We start from the raw sequence: 14,848 nt of genomic DNA on the forward strand, positions 1-14,848 counted from the left end.
CAACGGAGGACACCTCCGCACAGCGCTGGCTCCCCTTGTCCACGCCAGACGCCTCAACGGAGGACACCTCCGCACAGCGCTGGCTCCCCTTGTCCCCTTGTCTCCCTGTCCCCCCCTCCCCCACTCCCCCACTCCCCCTATGGCAACAATTTTCTCTGTCCATCCTGATAATCCCCAAAGCCGGCGAATACAAGAAATAAAGGAGGCACTTGCTGGTGGAGCAGTGATGCTTTACCCTACCGATACAGTTTACGCGATCGGTTGTGACTTAAATGCTAAATCGGCGGTGGAACGAGTGCGGCAAATTAAACAGCTAGCAAATGATAAACCACTGACGTTTTTGTGTCCTTCCCTTTCAAATGTGGCAACTTATGCTTTGGTGAGTGACACAGCTTATCGAATTATGAAGCGCTTGATTCCTGGACCTTACACATTTTTGTTACCTGCGACCAAGTTAGTACCGCGACTGGTGCAAAGTCCCAAGCGGAAAACTACCGGGATTCGCGTACCAAATCATCCAGTGTGTTTGGCGTTGTTAGCAGCTTTAGAAAATCCGATTATTTCGACTTCGGCACATTTGCCGGTAGATAAAGAAGATGAAGAGATTGAGGTAGACATAGAAGATATCCTGTCGCGAGCAGATTTATTTGACCGTTTGGACAATTTGGTAGACGTGATTGTGGATACTGGCGAGGAACCTACATATGAAGTGTCTACTATTTTGGATTTGACGGGAGAGGAACCAACGATTACTAGACGGGGTTTAGGTTGGGAGGAAGCGGTAGCTTGGGTGTAATAAGTTAACTTCACATACTGCCCCGGTAATTTCGGAAAATGACAAAAAAGATGCTCCAGTTTTCATATTGTCATACCGATCAAGCTAGGAGCGGCTACAATCGGGATGGCGGCAAAAGTCGGCACAGCAACGGTTATAACCGATTTTAGGCATTGGCACATAGCCTTGTGCCAGTCGCTATCTGGTTGCTGATGAAAAAACCGACACACCGACATCCCCGTAACTTTTGCATATTCTTTACAGTCATACATATATGTGAGCAGCGCTTGCGGCGAATTATGAAGCACTTGCTTTAAATGCTGTGTCTGCTTGAAGTTACGGTGCTATACCCCTCCTAGGAAAAGTCATGAAAGTCAACCTCGCCAATCTACCAATTTCTGAGCCATCTTTAGACAACCACGTTACGAACGAAGAATTGTCAGCCAGCAACGCCGATGCTTTGATAAAGCTGCTATGTAAGGAAATGCAAGCGGCTGTGAAAGCTACACCTGCAAGCGTAGAATCTGTAGTCAAACGCATCGTCAAAGAAGTAGAGCGCATTTGCGATAAGAGCTATCGCATCCAAAATTCTGGGGAAGTTAAGTCTTGGCAGCTAACATTAGCAAGGCATCGCCTGCAAAAATGCCTGCGTTACTATCAATTGGGTTCCAAGCAAGGGCGCGTAGAATTACATAGCCATTTAGGTGCGATTGTTTACCGTCACATTTCCGCTGTCGGCGGCGAGTTAAAATTTGAGGCTCGTTACAATCTGATTGAAGATTTCTTACAAGCATTTTACATCGAAGCAATCAAAGCTTTTCGCCGGGAAAACGAATTACCGGAAAATTACACTCCCCGCACTCAGTTGGAATTAGCAGAATACATGGCGTTTACAGAGCAGTATGCCAAACGCCGGATTAATTTACCAGGTGGTGCTAATCAGCAGTTGATTATACTGCGTGCCCAAGGTTTTGCCCGTCGTCAACCGCAGGAAACTACGGTTGATATTGAAATGGCGGTGGAATCTGCTAAGGGTGAAGAAGGAGAATCTTATCAGCGTAACTCGGCAGTGCAACAAGTGCGATCGCAAATGCTTGCCCAAGCTAGTTTCGATCCGGCTGAAGAATCTGAGCGCGATCGCGTTATCGCTGAGTTGGTAAAATATCTAGAATCTCAAGGTCAATCTGACTGCGTTGATTATCTCACCTTGAAACTTCAAGATTTGTCAGCACCAGAAATTGACTCGATTCTCGGTTTAACCAGTCGTCAGCGCGACTATCTGCAACAGCGTTTTAAATATCATGTAGAAAAGTTCTCCAAACAACACCATTGGCAATTAGTACATCAATGGTTGGGTGCAAGTTTGGATCACAAGCTGGGACTATCTTCGCAGCAGTGGGAAATGTTTTTGAGCCAACTTTCACCGCAGCAACAGCAAATCTTGCAGTTGAAAAGCGCAAAACATAGCGATCAGGCGATCGCCAAAGCAATTAAATGCACCCCCAAACAACTGCAAAAGCGCTGGACTCAACTTCTAGAACTTGCATGGGCTATTCGTAACAATAACTCAGAAGCCCAGGCTGGCTAAAGTCTTAGTATAGTAGGTGATATTTAAGTAATATCAGCATTTTCTAAGCTTTATCCTAATTCTGCAAATATTTATTTTAGATGTTTTATCTAATCTCCAAGCAAGTTAATCTTCCTTATCTTCCCCCCCCATAAAGGGGGGAATTTAAGTATTAGGCTTGTTAGATTTGTCAAATGTGAAATGATATCAAGGCTTAAAATAGTTTTAAATCCATAGTCTCATCAATCCAAACAATTAAGTTAAATTTCCAATACAGTTATCTTTATTTAGTACAAAAATACCACCCGTAGGGTGTGTTAGCTTCGCTAACGCACCATATGTAATTGTCGATTTCGTTGCGTTAGTAAATAAATTTCAACCGTAGGGTGTGTTAGCTTGGCTAACGCACCATATGTAATTGTCGATTTCGGTGCGTTAGGCTAATGCCGCAGGGCACCCTACATGAACTTAATACATTTGTCTTTGATTAGTACACAAATACTATTTATTTTTCGCTTTCTATTTATAAAACTAGTCTTTCCCATCTCCAATCGAAAATTCATATTAAGTAACTGATAATTTTCTGCTGCTTCCGTGGAATCCTAGAATAAGCAGGACTTTTTGCAGAAAAACTCAGGATAGCTATGAATCAAGGCGCAAAGGCAAACAAGGTTGGTGAAGTTTTAGAAAAGACTGTAGAAGGAACATTACGGGGACATGGGTATTATGAAGTATGTCCTAATGTTCCGAAGTCGCAGCAAAAAGAATACATATTAAACTCTATATTATTTCCAAAACGCTATGCCAGGAGTGTTTACATTGGAACGGGAATCTATGAAACTGAAGTTTATGTTGACTTCTACATCATTGACTTAGACAAGTTCCCATTTGGCTTAATTATTGAATGTAAATGGCAAGAAAGTGGTGGTTCGGTTGATGAAAAGTTTGTTTATTTAAACCAAAATATTAAAGAATGTTACCCTACACAAACTATCCTAGTAATGGGAGGTGAAGGAATGAGACCAAAAGCACTGAACTGGCTTAAAAAACAAGTTGATTATAATCAAAATTTATTAGCAGTCCATAGTATAGATAGATTCATTGCCTGGGCAAACAAAAATTTTTAATAAGACGTTATTAAATACTCTGAAATTCTCCCGCGATTTTCCGTGTTAGAGTTAATTGAGCGTGTTGCTTGTATTGTGTGTATTTTCAAACCAACTTCGCTGTAAATATCTTTAATAAACTCACAATAAGAGTTAGATACCATAACTTTAACACCCCGATTTGCTAGTTGTACACAAGTATCTCTCAATTTTTCTTGGTCTTTTTCACGATCTTTAATTTCATGAAAAGAATGTTCACTATAGGCTGTAAAATAGCTAGTTTTACTAATAGGATAATATGGTGGGTCAAAGTAAACAAAATCATTAACGCTGTTTGCATGATTTAGCACTTCTGTAAAATCTGCTTGTTGTATTTCAGCACCAAAAAGGGCTTCGGAAGCGTCTCGAAGTAAATCTTCTTGACAAATTTTAGGATTTTCGTATCTACCTAACGGTACATTAAATTTACCTCTTGAATTCACCCTATAAAGACCGTTAAAACAAGTTCTATTAAGATAGATAAAACGAGCCGCTCTTTGAACGTCTGTATCATAAATTTTATCTCTAATATCGTAATAATACAAGTTTTTATGTTTGCTATTATAGTTTTTATGCATATTTATTTTGTAAATATTTGCAGATTCGTTGTGCAGCTTTTCATGTTCTTTTAGCAGTAAAATTACATCATCAACTTGGTATTGAATACATTTATATGTATTAATTAATTCTTCATTAATATCACTGAGATATGATGTTTTTATAGATGAAGGTGAATTCGCTAAATAAAAAAACAAAGCACCACTGCCTACAAACGGTTCATAGTAACGTTTAATGTTATCAATATCGGGTAATAAACTACGAATATGCTTGGGAATTAATCTAGTTTTTCCGCCTGCCCATTTGAGGAATGGACAATAATAAGTTTTATGGGGATTTTCAGTTAACATTATCAATTGGTATAATCAGATAAAAAGTTGCACTATCTGACTGAGGAATTATATTTTATATTAGTGTGTTGCGACAAAATCAAGACATATTAGAATAAAATATGAGAAAAAAGGTAATATGGACATCTGAATTATAATAAAGGAGTATAAATTCAAATGTTTGACGGATTCTGGGATAATATCTTACGTTACTTCCGCTACTTTATTACTACCCTCTTAGGCGTATTGCTGAACACGTTTGCGCCATTAGCGCCGTTGTTTAAAAACCCAGTTACTTCAATCGCTGTTTTCGGCTTAATTGTCGGTAGTCTCGTTTTCGTTACTCTTACCCTACGCGCAATGCTTGGCTTGAGTACAATTTAGACCATGAGTATACAATTGCTTGTATCAAGGGTGGCGATCGCTGCCGTCTTTGACTGATATCTATTTGTTTAGTTGAACCTCTGTGAGGAGGCATAATATCTATGGCTACAACTCGCCGTGTTTCCCGCGTTGCTGAATTAATTAAACGGGAAGTTAGCCAAATGCTGCTCAGTGGCATTAAGGATGACCGTGTAGGCACAGGAATGGTAAGCGTTACCGATGTTGATGTTTCTGGCGATTTGCAACATGCCAAAATTTACGTCAGCATTTATGGCACTGACGAAGCCAAAGCAGAAACAATGGCAGGCTTAAAATCGGCAACAGGTTACGTTCGCAGCGAACTTGGTGCCAGGGTGCGTCTGCGTCGCACTCCAGAGGTGGTTTTTGTCGAAGACCGCTCAATTGAACGCGGTAATAAGGTGCTGTCCCTATTAAACCAAATACAGAATAACCGTCCACCGGAAAATCAGGCATCAGACGACAGCACCGATGAAGATGATGATTTTCCCGATTGACATCCTCACCCGCCATTATGTTGATAATTTGGCGGAAGTATGCATGTTTGTAATATCCCCTCAGCTTAATTAGGCTGAGGGGTTTTAATTTTTGTGATGCTGGGAAACTTCACGGATATTTACGTAACTGAGATAACAATGTGATTTGAACAACAATTACTTCCAGGAAATCAGCCAAACACTTTACAGATGCGATCGCTTTACATTTGCTTAAATATGACTATGCCTGCTTCAGGGATATGGTAGTCACATATATATTATTTATGTATCCGTGGCTACTTTATAGCATCGCTTGTGCTCGCTCATAGCGGTGAAAGCATCATAGGAATGCAAACGACTTAACTAAATATCTTTGTTAAGGTTTGGTAACAAAATTAAATAGTTAATGATTCACTACCTCTCTTATCGATAAAACTTATCAATGTAATAAAACTTTATACACAAGACAGTATTCATTTACACAATCTAATTGCCAGAAATCACCTTTTGGCATTAGATTTTTTCACTTCAAGCCACCCAAGCAATTAAGGAAGCTATACCAAATGCTATACATAACTCCAAATAGCGATCGCCATACCCAAACCAGTATTAATTTAAAAGCAAATCATCCAACATTGTTACAGTTGTTTACCAAAAGCCATGCTTTTTTCTACATTCCGGAACTGAAATTCACATATGTATATTTATTTAATAAATTATTAACAATTAGTTATCCAAAAGCTTTTGTGGTGTACTTTAGCCGTTCTGCCTTGCAACAGTTTATACCCTGGTTGCTGCTAAATATTTCTGATCTGTTTCACCAGAAAACGATTTTACCCATCTGTGACACTACTTTAAGTACATCATGTGATATTTAAATAACTTCCCAAGAAACTAATAACTTCTACCAAATCAGAGATGAAAGCATCTTCTGTAAAGCTTTTAAACCTTCTCAAAAGAATTTGCACTTTTGATAAACAGGTTACTATAATTACCGAGGTACTATTTTTTGAGACGCATTCAAAGTAAATGTCATGAATACTTGACTTTCTTAACATTTCTTTAGATAATTTGAGGATATGTAGCGTCAAAATGAAAATAGTTCCGTATACCAAAATACAAAAGCCAAGCCACAAGATTAATCCTTGTGGTGTTCGTTCCTAACAAAAGTTGGGAAGACTAATTAAGTGTAACTTTGTGAGTTAAAACCATGAGTATCAATACGGTGCCTTCTATTAATTACTACTCTCTGGATGTCATCCAAGACGAAGCACGCCGACTGGTGCAAAAGGGAATGGTCAGCCGACAACAGCCAATATACACACTCTGCCAATACATTCCCGCGAGAGAGTGGGTTTGCGTGGAATGCGAATTAGAAAAATGTGATTTTTTACTGCGCGATCGCATCGGCGATTTGATTGGTCGTGAAAAATGGGAAAACGATTAATCGGTTTTTGTTGTAAATCTCAGTTTTTGAAATGAAAGTGTCTAAATGGATGTGCGGATGTGACAACAGAAGATTTAAGGCTTAATAGTCAAGGATATTCTCTGCTGATAATCGGTCTTTCCCGCTCCATGCCGCTCAATTCCATCATTACAGAAACTCGCTTAGTCTAACTTATACAAAAGCGTCAAGTAGCGCGATCGCCTCTATAACCCCAAGAGGTTTCGTTTATGGAAACTTCTTAAGCGTCACATGAAAACACGAAAGCAAGTGTCTTGGAGAAACGCTTAAAGGTTAGTACAGGCTGCGCGACGATTCGTATGTTGACTCTTGCTTTTCTCTTTGAAAAAGCTTCCTCCTGCTTTAAAAGAGCCAGGATAACCAAACAAAGGCAGCGGCGCGTTAGGCAATTGCAGCACATCCGGTACAATACCTAGAAAATAATTTGTTAATTAAATTACCGGGGCGGTTTCTCAAATGGAACTGCTCCGGTGATTTTTCATTTCTGATATGGGAATTGGGAATTGGGAATTGGGAATTGGGAATTGCTAATTGGGAACGTGGGAATTGCTAATAGTGATGTGCATTTTTCCCATTACCCATTCTCCATTACCCATTCCCTATTACCCATTACCCATTCCCCATTCCCCATTACCCATTCCCCATTCCCCATTCCCCATTTTCCCTCAACCAACTTGCTCCAAATACTGATTCACATCTTCAATCAAGCGGGTGAGTTCAGCTTCTGTGGTTAGACGGATACTCGCATCACGGATGGTGAGCAGGACTTTAGCCGCGAAGGGTGTAGCCCAGATATTGGGATTACAAAAAATTTCTAAAAATACCTCTCCCGTGTAACGATATTCCATCGGACGTTGGGGAGTAACTTTGCCGCTGCCAGAAGCGTTTTTAGTAGAAACAGCTTTGAGGCTTTGCATCAATTGATCGATCGCTGCTTTTAATTCCCGTGCTGCTTGCGGTGAAAAACTAAAAGAGACAGAACCTTCAATCAGGTTCAATGTTAGATTGTTTGGGGACATGAGCTATTTATGAGAACATCTTGCTACAAATAATATTTTCAAGCGCGATCGCGCTTTTTTCTTAATGGTTTTGCCCTTGGTTCTTATGGTTTAGAGAAAACCCTGCATACCAAGTTAATTTTGACGCTTATGGTGTGAACTTACTAAATGTCAACAATACCACTAAAGAATGATTTTTCATTAAATATTCCTGCTGTTAATGAGAAAAAGAAACACTTGCCTGAGTAAAGTAAATAGCAACGTTTATCAGGCTTGTAGCTAATTTTAGTTAAAAATTATGTCAATAATCTGGCGTAATAAGTTGAGGTTATAGAGAGATAAAATCCTTACTGCGTAAGAGTTTGATACATTAAAATGGTGTTTTAAGTTTTACATTAGAGGTCATAAAACATAATTGTAAAAACCTCTATGACATACGATAATCGTGCCACGGTGCGAAGGGTGTTAATTATCACCCTGCTACTAAACTTGTTTGTAATGATATTAAAAGCGGTAGTCGGAACGTTGACAGGTTCTCTCAGTTTGCTAGCTGATGCTTTACATAGCGTTACCGATAGCGCCAACAACATTTTAGGATTGATTGCTAGTAGGTTTTCTTCCCCAAAACCCGATCGCGAGCATCCCTACGGACATCTAAAATTTGAAGCTGTGGGTGCTTTGGGAATTTCCGCCTTTTTAGGAATAGCCTGCTTTGAAATTCTCCAAGGTGCAATCGAAGGAATTTTTAAAGGTAGGAACTTAGTAAAAATATCACCACCTGAATTGTGGTTATTACTGGTTGTACTGGGCGTGAATATTTTCGTAGCCTTTTATGAACGCCGTGTGGGTAAATCTGTAGGCAGCCCAATTTTGATTGCCGATGCCAAACATACCATGAGCGATGTTTGGGTAACAATTAGTGTAATAGGTGGTTTGATTGGCGTTTGGTTGGGTTATCAATGGCTGGATTTGGTTTTAGCCTTTCCCGTGGCTTTGTTGGTATTTTGGAGTGGCTGGTCAGTTTTAAAAGAGAATTTACCTTGGCTGGTGGATCAAATGGCGATCGCCCCAGAAGCAATTTATGATATCGCTGTTTCTGTACCTGGTGTCGTTAATTGTCACGAAATCGCCTCTCGCGGTGTTCTCGGTCGCCAAGTTTTCATCGAGATGCATTTAATCGTAGATTCCCCAGACGTTGAAACCGCACACCACATCACCGAGGAAGTAGAAAGACGCTTAGAAGAACGCTTTAGCCCAGTCAGGATTTTAATTCACGTCGAACCACCCTCTTACAAGTCTGAGCGAATTAGCTTTTGAGCTAAATAGCGCCTGTAGTTTTTCTTACAAAGCTAGTAAGCGCGTAAAACTCCTGCCATAATAAATGCGATCGCTTCAGTAGTGTGTTCTTCTATCATGTCTTGAGCGCTGATTTCGCGCTCCTGAAAAAAATGCTGTAAGTTGCCTTGAGAAATGAAATAAAAGAGAATCGTGCCCAAAATATTCACTGCCATATGTTGTGGATTAAGTGGGCGAAACACACCCGCCTCTACACCACGCTCTAAAATACACGAGAGCGTTCCATACACTAACTGTCCAACCTCTAGTTCTTTGTAATACAAACCCTGGTTTTGAATCGCTTCCAAAGCTAAGAGAGTGTGAATATCGGGTTGACTGGATGCATTTCGCAACACCTGTTGAATAAAGTTAGCAAGAGCTTGTTCAGGTGAGTTGTGCGTAAACTCTTCCTGCCGCTCCGGAGTTAGCAAGCCGCTAAACTGATTCTCTAAAACGGCGCGATAGAGTCCTTCCTTACTCTTGAAGTAGTAGTGGATCATCGCTTTAGTAACATGAGCCCGATGGGCGATTGCCTCGGTGCTAGTGGCTCTAAGCCCGTGTTGAGAGAATTCCTTCATCGCAGCAGCAAGAATCTCTGTCTTTACCTCATCCGGGTTGCGATTGGATTTAGACGGACGACCAATTTTAGAAGGAGTTGCAGGCATTGACAGGTACTTCAGGTAAGGTTAAAAATTAATTAACTGATTAATTATTTTATTGGCTGTTAATTTAGGAGACTCTTTAAAATGTCCGTGAATTCCACATTCTTTCAAGCCAATCCTAGTTTACAAAGCGATACGCTCAAGTCAATGCTTGAGATGATGAACGGTATGTGGCTAACGCAAACAATTGCGGTTGCAGCCCAACTTGGTGTAGCAGACCAACTTATTGAAGGTGACAAAAGTGTAGATACTTTGGCTGAATCCCTCAATGTTAACCCGCAAGCCCTCTATCGCCTTCTAAGAGCATTAGCTAGTGTTGGAATCTTTGCTGAAACAGAGCATCGACACTTCCAATTAACCCCGATGGCAAACCACCTTCGTAGCGACGTACCAAACTCGATTCGGGCGTTAGCAATTTGGACAGGAATTGAACCCGCCCATTGGCAAACCTGGGGACGACTGCTCGATAGCGTGAAAACAGGGCAGCCTGCATTTGAGCAGGTCACAGGAATGCCGATTTTTGCCTACATGAGTCAAAATCCTGAATTTGCCGCTATCTTCAATGGGGCAATGACTAGCGCTTCTTCAATGTATAACCCTGCAATCGTTGCTGCCTATGACTTTTCTTCCATCACAACGCTAGTTGATATTGGTGGCGGATACGGTGCGTTCTTAGCTGCCATCCTCCAAGCTAATCCCCATCTCAAGGGAATTGTTTACGATCTCCCTCCGGTTATGGCGGGTGCAATACAATATCTTGAAAAAGTTAATCTCACGCAACGGTGTCAAGCAGTAGGTGGCAGCTTCCTGGAATCTGTTCCCAGCGGCGATGCTTACATCATGAAAAATACCATGAGTAATTGGGATAATGAGAATGGCATTAAAATTCTGCAAAACTGTTATCATGCCATGCCATCTGGTGGAAAAGTCCTCCTTGTGCAAAATGTCCTGACAACCGCGAATGAGTCATCTCAAGGAAAGTTTACGGATTTGGAAATGCTGCTAGTGACGACAACTGGACGAGAGCGAACTGCCGCAGAATTTGAGAAACTCCTCAACGCAGGGGGATTTAAACTGAGTCAAATCATCCCGACACAATGCCCAGTCAGTATTATTGAAGGAATTAAACTTTAAAGAAAGGGAAAGTGATGAGTTTTAAGTTAACTTCACTCAAAACTCATCGAGATTCTCCGAGAAACCCCGTCGCATGAGAGCGCGGGGAGGAATAAAAGGGCGACTGACTGAGGAGTTCGACCCCTGAGCGATACCAATAAGCATAGCTTTTGAAAGGCGTTGGGGTGGACGACGAATGAGCAATAAATCGGGAGCATGGCAAGAAAAATTATTGGTTGCCTATTATTTTTCACTATATATTAAAAATATAGCGAAAAACTGTCTATGTACTTAACTCAGAAGAACCAATTACGCAATCTTGGCAAAGTCGAATTTTTGGCTCTGAAAGAGTTGTGCAGACTGAGTAAGAACCTTTACAATGTCGGTCTTTACAATGTTCGGCAATACTTCTTTGAAGAACGTAAACACCTGCGCTATGAGTCGGCTTACCATCTGTGCAAAGAAAATGAGAACTATCAAGCACTCAATACTGATATTGCACAACAGACGTTGAAAGTAGTAGATCGAACCTTTAATGGTTTTTTTGGACTAATTAAAGCTGTAAGATCTGGCACTTACCAACAAAAAGTAAAGCTTCCTCACTACCTACCCAAAGATGGGTATTTCGTTTTGATAATTCCTCGAATCAAAGTCAAAGACGGTAAGTTTAAAGTACCTATGTCTCCTGCTTTCAAAAAGCAGTTTGGCGAGGTAGTAATCAACTTTCCAGAACGACTAAATTCCGACACTATCAAAGAGGTTCGGATTCACCCTAAATATGATGCTCGATTCTTTGAGGTTGAGTATATTTCCAGGAGTGATAACGAACCAGTAGAAACAATTCCTGATAGTTCTTTGGCTATCGACTTTGGTTTGGATAATCTGGCAACTTGTGTTGATACCAATGGGGCATCCTTTATAGTGGATGGTCGCAAACTGAAATCTATTAACCAGTGGTTCAATAAGGAAAATGCTAGACTTCAATCTATTAAAGATAGACAAAAAATACAGAGACTTACTGAGCGTCAAGCACGGTTGTATGTCAATCGCAGCAACAAAGTCAGAGATTACCTGAACAAAGCTGCCAGACTGATAATAGACCACTGTATTAATGCCAAAATTGAATGCCTGATTGTCGGTTTTAATCTTGGCATGAAGCAAGATATTAATCTTGGTAGTCGCACTAATCAAAATTTTGTTCAGATTCCTTTTTTTAGTTTGAGAAATAAACTCAAATCTCTTTGTGAACGATATGGTTTGCAATACAAAGAACAAGAGGAGTCCTACACGTCTAAATCCAGCTATTTGGATGGCGACAATCTGCCCATTTACAACGCCGACAAGCCTGCTACTTACCAATTTTCTGGTAAGCGAGTTAAGCGGGGATTGTATCGAAGCAAAGAAGGGCATTTGATTAATGCAGATGCAAATGGTGCTGCAAATATTGGCAAAAAAAGCAAGCAGAATGGTTTCACCGGACTGTCTAGAGGCTGTTTGGCACAGCCGTTACGAATTAAAGTCTATTGAGGTTTTATTTCTTAAGAATCCCCGCTCGTTATACGGCGGGGAGTGTCAAAACTTATACTTTACCAACGCTGAATTCTGCCTCCTGAATTCTTTATTATTCCCACTCGATGGTTCCAGGTGGCTTCGATGTGATGTCATAAACCACGCGGTTAACGCCTTTTACCTCATTTACAATTCGGTTAGAAATCGCTTCTAACACATCGTAAGGTACACGCGCCCAATCTGCTGTCATACCATCTTCACTTGTGACAATCCGCAAGACAATCGGGTAAGCATAAGTACGCTGATCGCCCATTACCCCAACACTTTTGATTGGTAGCAATACGGCAAACGTTTGCCAGTAATCATGATATAAGCCGCGTTGGTTAATTTCTTGCCGCACAATCAAATCAGCGTCGCGCAAAATATTTAACCGTTCAGCGGTGACTTCGCCAAGAATGCGAATCGCCAAACCCGGACCTGGGAAAGGATGGCGTTGAACAATTTCTTCTGGTAAGCCAATAGATCGCCCGACTTTGCGGACTTCATCTTTAAATAGTTTCCGCAACGGTTCTACGAGTTTGAATCGCAAATCTTTGGGTAAACCACCGACGTTGTGATGGCTCTTAATTTTTACCGCTACCCGTTCGCCTGTTTGCGGATCGACGTTGGTATCAGCAGATTCGATCACATCTGGATAAAGTGTACCTTGAGCTAGATAGTCAAAATGACCCAGGCGTCTGGATGTTTCTTCAAATTCGCGGATAAATTCGTGTCCGATGCGGCGGCGCTTTTCTTCGGGATCGGTGACACCTTCAAGGGCATTGAGGAAGCGATCGCGTGCATTTACGTACTCTACCGGAATGTGAAACTGCTCTTTAAATAATTTCAGCAATCGCTCAGGCTCTAACTTCCGCATAAAGCCTTGGTCGATAAACACGCAAGTCAGCTGCTCGCCGATCGCTTTATACATCAAAAACGCCAGCGTCGAAGAATCCACCCCTCCAGAAAGCGCTAACAGCACTCGCTTTTCACCTACTTTGGCGCGAATTTCTCGAATCGCTTCTTCCACAAAAGCGGCGGTTGTCCAAGTCGGTTCACATTCACATATGTGGTATACAAAATTACGTATTAATGCTAAACCCCCTAGGGAATGCACCACCTCTGGATGAAACTGGACACCGTAAAGTTTTTTCGTGTGGTCGGCAATGGCTGCACAGGGCGTATTTTCAGTATGTGCTAGCAATTCAAATCCCGGCGGCATTTTCGTTACTGAGTCTCCGTGGCTCATCCACATCGTCGTGCCATCTTCGACATTAGTCAGTAAATCTGTGGGGTCATCTATGTATAGTGATGATTTGCCGTACTCACCCCGGTCAGCTTTTAATACTTCGCCACCAAGCTGATTTACCATCAATTGCATTCCATAGCACACACCCAAAATGGGAATTCCCAAATTCCAAATTTCTGGGTCACAATGGGGAGCGTAGTTGTCATACACTGAACTTGGTCCACCAGAGAGAATTATTCCCTTGGGATCGAGTTCGCGCAATTGTTCTGCTGTGGTGCGATAAGAAAGAACTTCCGAGTATACTTGTGTTTCGCGGATGCGACGGGCGATCAATTCAGAATACTGAGAGCCGAAATCGAGAATTAAAATAATTTGCCGATCGAGTCGCCCATAAGACTTAACTTTTTGAGGCGCTTGTTCTGTAGGTATCACCGCTGTATTCATGATGGCAAAAGTGGTAGATGTGATGAATAATTGTGGCTCTCTGGTCTAAACTGAGAGGTTTTTGCTGATAAATGGGCTTTTAAGGTAATCAAATCCCCAACAAACGCGCTGATGTCACGTTTGTCTTGTTGATAAAGAAAGCAAATGGTATTAAGAAGAAAAATTTAACCTATAGAAGCTACAAACAAAAATATTAATTGATTGGGATTTATGATGATTATTCATAATAAGTTAACATAATTTTGTCAATCGGATACAAGCAGTTTTTATCTTAATGGTAACGATCGCGCGATCGCATAAACATAAATTAAAACCATTGGCAGTAGCGGTTACGCCACTATCACCATAGTTTTTGATGTAAAAGAGCGAAAACGATAGCTGGATGTATGAGGCGATCGCCTGACTAAACTTTATTTACCTTCATACCCCTTAAACTCCCACCTCTGATAACAGGACTTGCATAGCTGACCAAGACAGTCCTTGTTGAATATAACGAGGTGTTTGGGGATTGTAAGGACTCGCTACTCGGTCGATACTCTCAATGTTTGCCTCATCTGGCAATACAGGTACATCCGGATCGAATGCAGTTGAGCGCATCAAAGAACTAGAAAAGCCTTTAAATATAACAATTGTGTCTTGTTCGCCAGCAATTTCTGCCGTTACAACTAAGACTTCTTGGGGGCGTTTGGTAGTATACTGTTCCAGCCGCTTGCTGATAAAATTTTGCATACATTGTGAATTATTACCTAGCTACTGACCGCCTTTAGGGTATGTTAAGCATC

Annotated in this window: 17 protein-coding genes; 11 read left to right on the forward strand and 6 right to left on the reverse strand. The window is 41.1% G+C overall.

Features of this window, described 5'->3' with window-relative positions:
- Window positions 1–139: 139 nt before the first annotated feature.
- A complete protein-coding gene (locus PI95_RS14435) occupies window positions 140–796 on the forward strand; it encodes an L-threonylcarbamoyladenylate synthase (RefSeq protein WP_039754803.1) in 657 nt (218 codons plus the stop codon).
- 62 nt (window positions 797–858) lie between these two features.
- Here PI95_RS14435 and PI95_RS14440 read toward each other — a convergent pair whose 3' ends face one another.
- Window positions 859–1,083: a hypothetical protein gene (locus PI95_RS14440; RefSeq protein ID WP_163518900.1), complete on the reverse strand. Its 225-nt coding sequence runs from the start codon at window positions 1,081–1,083 to the stop codon at window positions 859–861.
- 59 nt (window positions 1,084–1,142) lie between these two features.
- Between PI95_RS14440 and PI95_RS14445 the strand changes: the two genes are divergently transcribed.
- Window positions 1,143–2,363 (forward strand): HetZ-related protein, encoded by a 1,221-nt coding sequence (locus tag PI95_RS14445; protein ID WP_039754804.1) that lies wholly within the window; start codon window positions 1,143–1,145, stop codon window positions 2,361–2,363.
- Between the two features lie 623 nt (window positions 2,364–2,986).
- Window positions 2,987–3,469 carry a PD-(D/E)XK nuclease superfamily protein gene (locus tag PI95_RS14450; RefSeq protein ID WP_039754805.1) on the forward strand — a complete coding sequence of 161 codons (483 nt, stop codon included), beginning with the start codon at window positions 2,987–2,989 and terminating at the stop codon, window positions 3,467–3,469.
- Here the strand turns inward: PI95_RS14450 and PI95_RS14455 are convergent.
- Window positions 3,466–4,395, reverse strand: a complete 930-nt coding sequence (locus PI95_RS14455) for a DNA adenine methylase (RefSeq protein WP_039754806.1) — start codon at window positions 4,393–4,395, stop codon at window positions 3,466–3,468. The two genes, PI95_RS14450 and PI95_RS14455, sit on opposite strands and share 4 nt — an antisense overlap.
- 156 nt (window positions 4,396–4,551) lie before the next feature.
- Here PI95_RS14455 and PI95_RS14460 point away from each other — a divergent pair, with 156 nt between their 5' ends.
- The 5 genes from PI95_RS14460 (at window position 4,552) to PI95_RS14480 (ending at window position 7,407) form a co-directional block, all read left to right on the forward strand.
- A complete protein-coding gene (locus PI95_RS14460; RefSeq protein WP_039754808.1) occupies window positions 4,552–4,758 on the forward strand; it encodes a DUF751 family protein in 207 nt (68 codons plus the stop codon).
- Window positions 4,759–4,859: 101 nt separating this feature from the next.
- Entirely contained in the window at window positions 4,860–5,273 is a 414-nt protein-coding gene (rbfA, locus tag PI95_RS14465; RefSeq protein WP_039754809.1) for a 30S ribosome-binding factor RbfA, read from the forward strand.
- Between the two features lie 542 nt (window positions 5,274–5,815).
- Window positions 5,816–6,130: a hypothetical protein gene (locus PI95_RS14470; RefSeq protein WP_039754811.1), complete on the forward strand. Its 315-nt coding sequence runs from the start codon at window positions 5,816–5,818 to the stop codon at window positions 6,128–6,130.
- Window positions 6,131–6,462: 332 nt separating this feature from the next.
- A complete protein-coding gene (locus tag PI95_RS14475; protein WP_039754813.1) occupies window positions 6,463–6,699 on the forward strand; it encodes a DUF4327 family protein in 237 nt (78 codons plus the stop codon).
- Window positions 6,700–7,248: 549 nt separating this feature from the next.
- Entirely contained in the window at window positions 7,249–7,407 is a 159-nt protein-coding gene (locus tag PI95_RS14480) for a hypothetical protein (RefSeq protein ID WP_163518901.1), read from the forward strand.
- Here PI95_RS14480 and PI95_RS14485 read toward each other — a convergent pair.
- Window positions 7,383–7,736 (reverse strand): hypothetical protein, encoded by a 354-nt coding sequence (locus PI95_RS14485; protein ID WP_039754814.1) that lies wholly within the window; start codon window positions 7,734–7,736, stop codon window positions 7,383–7,385. The genes PI95_RS14480 and PI95_RS14485 overlap by 25 nt on opposite strands.
- A 408-nt stretch (window positions 7,737–8,144) precedes the next feature.
- Here PI95_RS14485 and cdf31 point away from each other — a divergent pair, with 408 nt between their 5' ends.
- Window positions 8,145–9,032, forward strand: coding sequence for a CDF family zinc efflux transporter Cdf31 (gene cdf31, locus PI95_RS14490; RefSeq protein ID WP_039754815.1), 888 nt, complete (start codon window positions 8,145–8,147; stop codon window positions 9,030–9,032).
- Between the two features lie 32 nt (window positions 9,033–9,064).
- Here the strand turns inward: cdf31 and PI95_RS14495 are convergent, their stop codons facing one another.
- Complete coding sequence (locus tag PI95_RS14495; RefSeq protein ID WP_039754816.1) at window positions 9,065–9,715, reverse strand: TetR/AcrR family transcriptional regulator; 651 nt, start codon at window positions 9,713–9,715, stop codon at window positions 9,065–9,067.
- Window positions 9,716–9,796: 81 nt separating this feature from the next.
- Here PI95_RS14495 and PI95_RS14500 point away from each other — a divergent pair, with 81 nt between their 5' ends.
- Window positions 9,797–10,846, forward strand: a complete 1,050-nt coding sequence (locus PI95_RS14500) for a methyltransferase (RefSeq protein ID WP_201280453.1) — start codon at window positions 9,797–9,799, stop codon at window positions 10,844–10,846.
- Between the two features lie 264 nt (window positions 10,847–11,110).
- Entirely contained in the window at window positions 11,111–12,352 is a 1,242-nt protein-coding gene (locus PI95_RS14505; RefSeq protein ID WP_039754817.1) for an RNA-guided endonuclease InsQ/TnpB family protein, read from the forward strand.
- Window positions 12,353–12,446: 94 nt separating this feature from the next.
- On the opposite strand, the gene guaA is transcribed toward PI95_RS14505, so the two are convergent.
- Together guaA and PI95_RS14515 are read right to left on the reverse strand one after the other, a co-directional pair.
- Window positions 12,447–14,066: a glutamine-hydrolyzing GMP synthase gene (guaA, locus tag PI95_RS14510; protein ID WP_039754818.1), complete on the reverse strand. Its 1,620-nt coding sequence runs from the start codon at window positions 14,064–14,066 to the stop codon at window positions 12,447–12,449.
- Between the two features lie 429 nt (window positions 14,067–14,495).
- Window positions 14,496–14,795: a DUF7734 family protein gene (locus PI95_RS14515; RefSeq protein WP_039754819.1), complete on the reverse strand. Its 300-nt coding sequence runs from the start codon at window positions 14,793–14,795 to the stop codon at window positions 14,496–14,498.
- Between the last annotated feature and the right edge of the window lie 53 nt (window positions 14,796–14,848).

This window comes from Hassallia byssoidea VB512170, from assembly GCF_000817785.2.
Lineage (GTDB): Bacteria > Cyanobacteriota > Cyanobacteriia > Cyanobacteriales > Nostocaceae > Hassallia > Hassallia carrinoi.

What these genes read in the sequence shown, in the direction of transcription:
- rbfA (WP_039754809.1), top strand. Translation starts at nt 4,860, where the DNA reads ATGGCTACAACTCGCCGTGTTTCCCGCGTTGCTGAATTAATTAAACGG.
- PI95_RS14445 (WP_039754804.1), top strand. Translation starts at nt 1,143, where the DNA reads ATGAAAGTCAACCTCGCCAATCTACCAATTTCTGAGCCATCTTTAGAC.
- PI95_RS14435 (WP_039754803.1), top strand. Translation starts at nt 140, where the DNA reads ATGGCAACAATTTTCTCTGTCCATCCTGATAATCCCCAAAGCCGGCGA.
- PI95_RS14455 (WP_039754806.1), bottom strand. Translation starts at nt 4,395, where the DNA reads ATGTTAACTGAAAATCCCCATAAAACTTATTATTGTCCATTCCTCAAA.
- cdf31 (WP_039754815.1), top strand. Translation starts at nt 8,145, where the DNA reads ATGACATACGATAATCGTGCCACGGTGCGAAGGGTGTTAATTATCACC.
- PI95_RS14460 (WP_039754808.1), top strand. Translation starts at nt 4,552, where the DNA reads ATGTTTGACGGATTCTGGGATAATATCTTACGTTACTTCCGCTACTTT.
- PI95_RS14500 (WP_201280453.1), top strand. Translation starts at nt 9,797, where the DNA reads ATGTCCGTGAATTCCACATTCTTTCAAGCCAATCCTAGTTTACAAAGC.
- PI95_RS14470 (WP_039754811.1), top strand. Translation starts at nt 5,816, where the DNA reads ATGCTATACATAACTCCAAATAGCGATCGCCATACCCAAACCAGTATT.
- PI95_RS14505 (WP_039754817.1), top strand. Translation starts at nt 11,111, where the DNA reads ATGTACTTAACTCAGAAGAACCAATTACGCAATCTTGGCAAAGTCGAA.
- PI95_RS14515 (WP_039754819.1), bottom strand. Translation starts at nt 14,795, where the DNA reads ATGCAAAATTTTATCAGCAAGCGGCTGGAACAGTATACTACCAAACGC.
- guaA (WP_039754818.1), bottom strand. Translation starts at nt 14,066, where the DNA reads ATGAATACAGCGGTGATACCTACAGAACAAGCGCCTCAAAAAGTTAAG.
- PI95_RS14495 (WP_039754816.1), bottom strand. Translation starts at nt 9,715, where the DNA reads ATGCCTGCAACTCCTTCTAAAATTGGTCGTCCGTCTAAATCCAATCGC.
- PI95_RS14485 (WP_039754814.1), bottom strand. Translation starts at nt 7,736, where the DNA reads ATGTCCCCAAACAATCTAACATTGAACCTGATTGAAGGTTCTGTCTCT.
- PI95_RS14475 (WP_039754813.1), top strand. Translation starts at nt 6,463, where the DNA reads ATGAGTATCAATACGGTGCCTTCTATTAATTACTACTCTCTGGATGTC.
- PI95_RS14450 (WP_039754805.1), top strand. Translation starts at nt 2,987, where the DNA reads ATGAATCAAGGCGCAAAGGCAAACAAGGTTGGTGAAGTTTTAGAAAAG.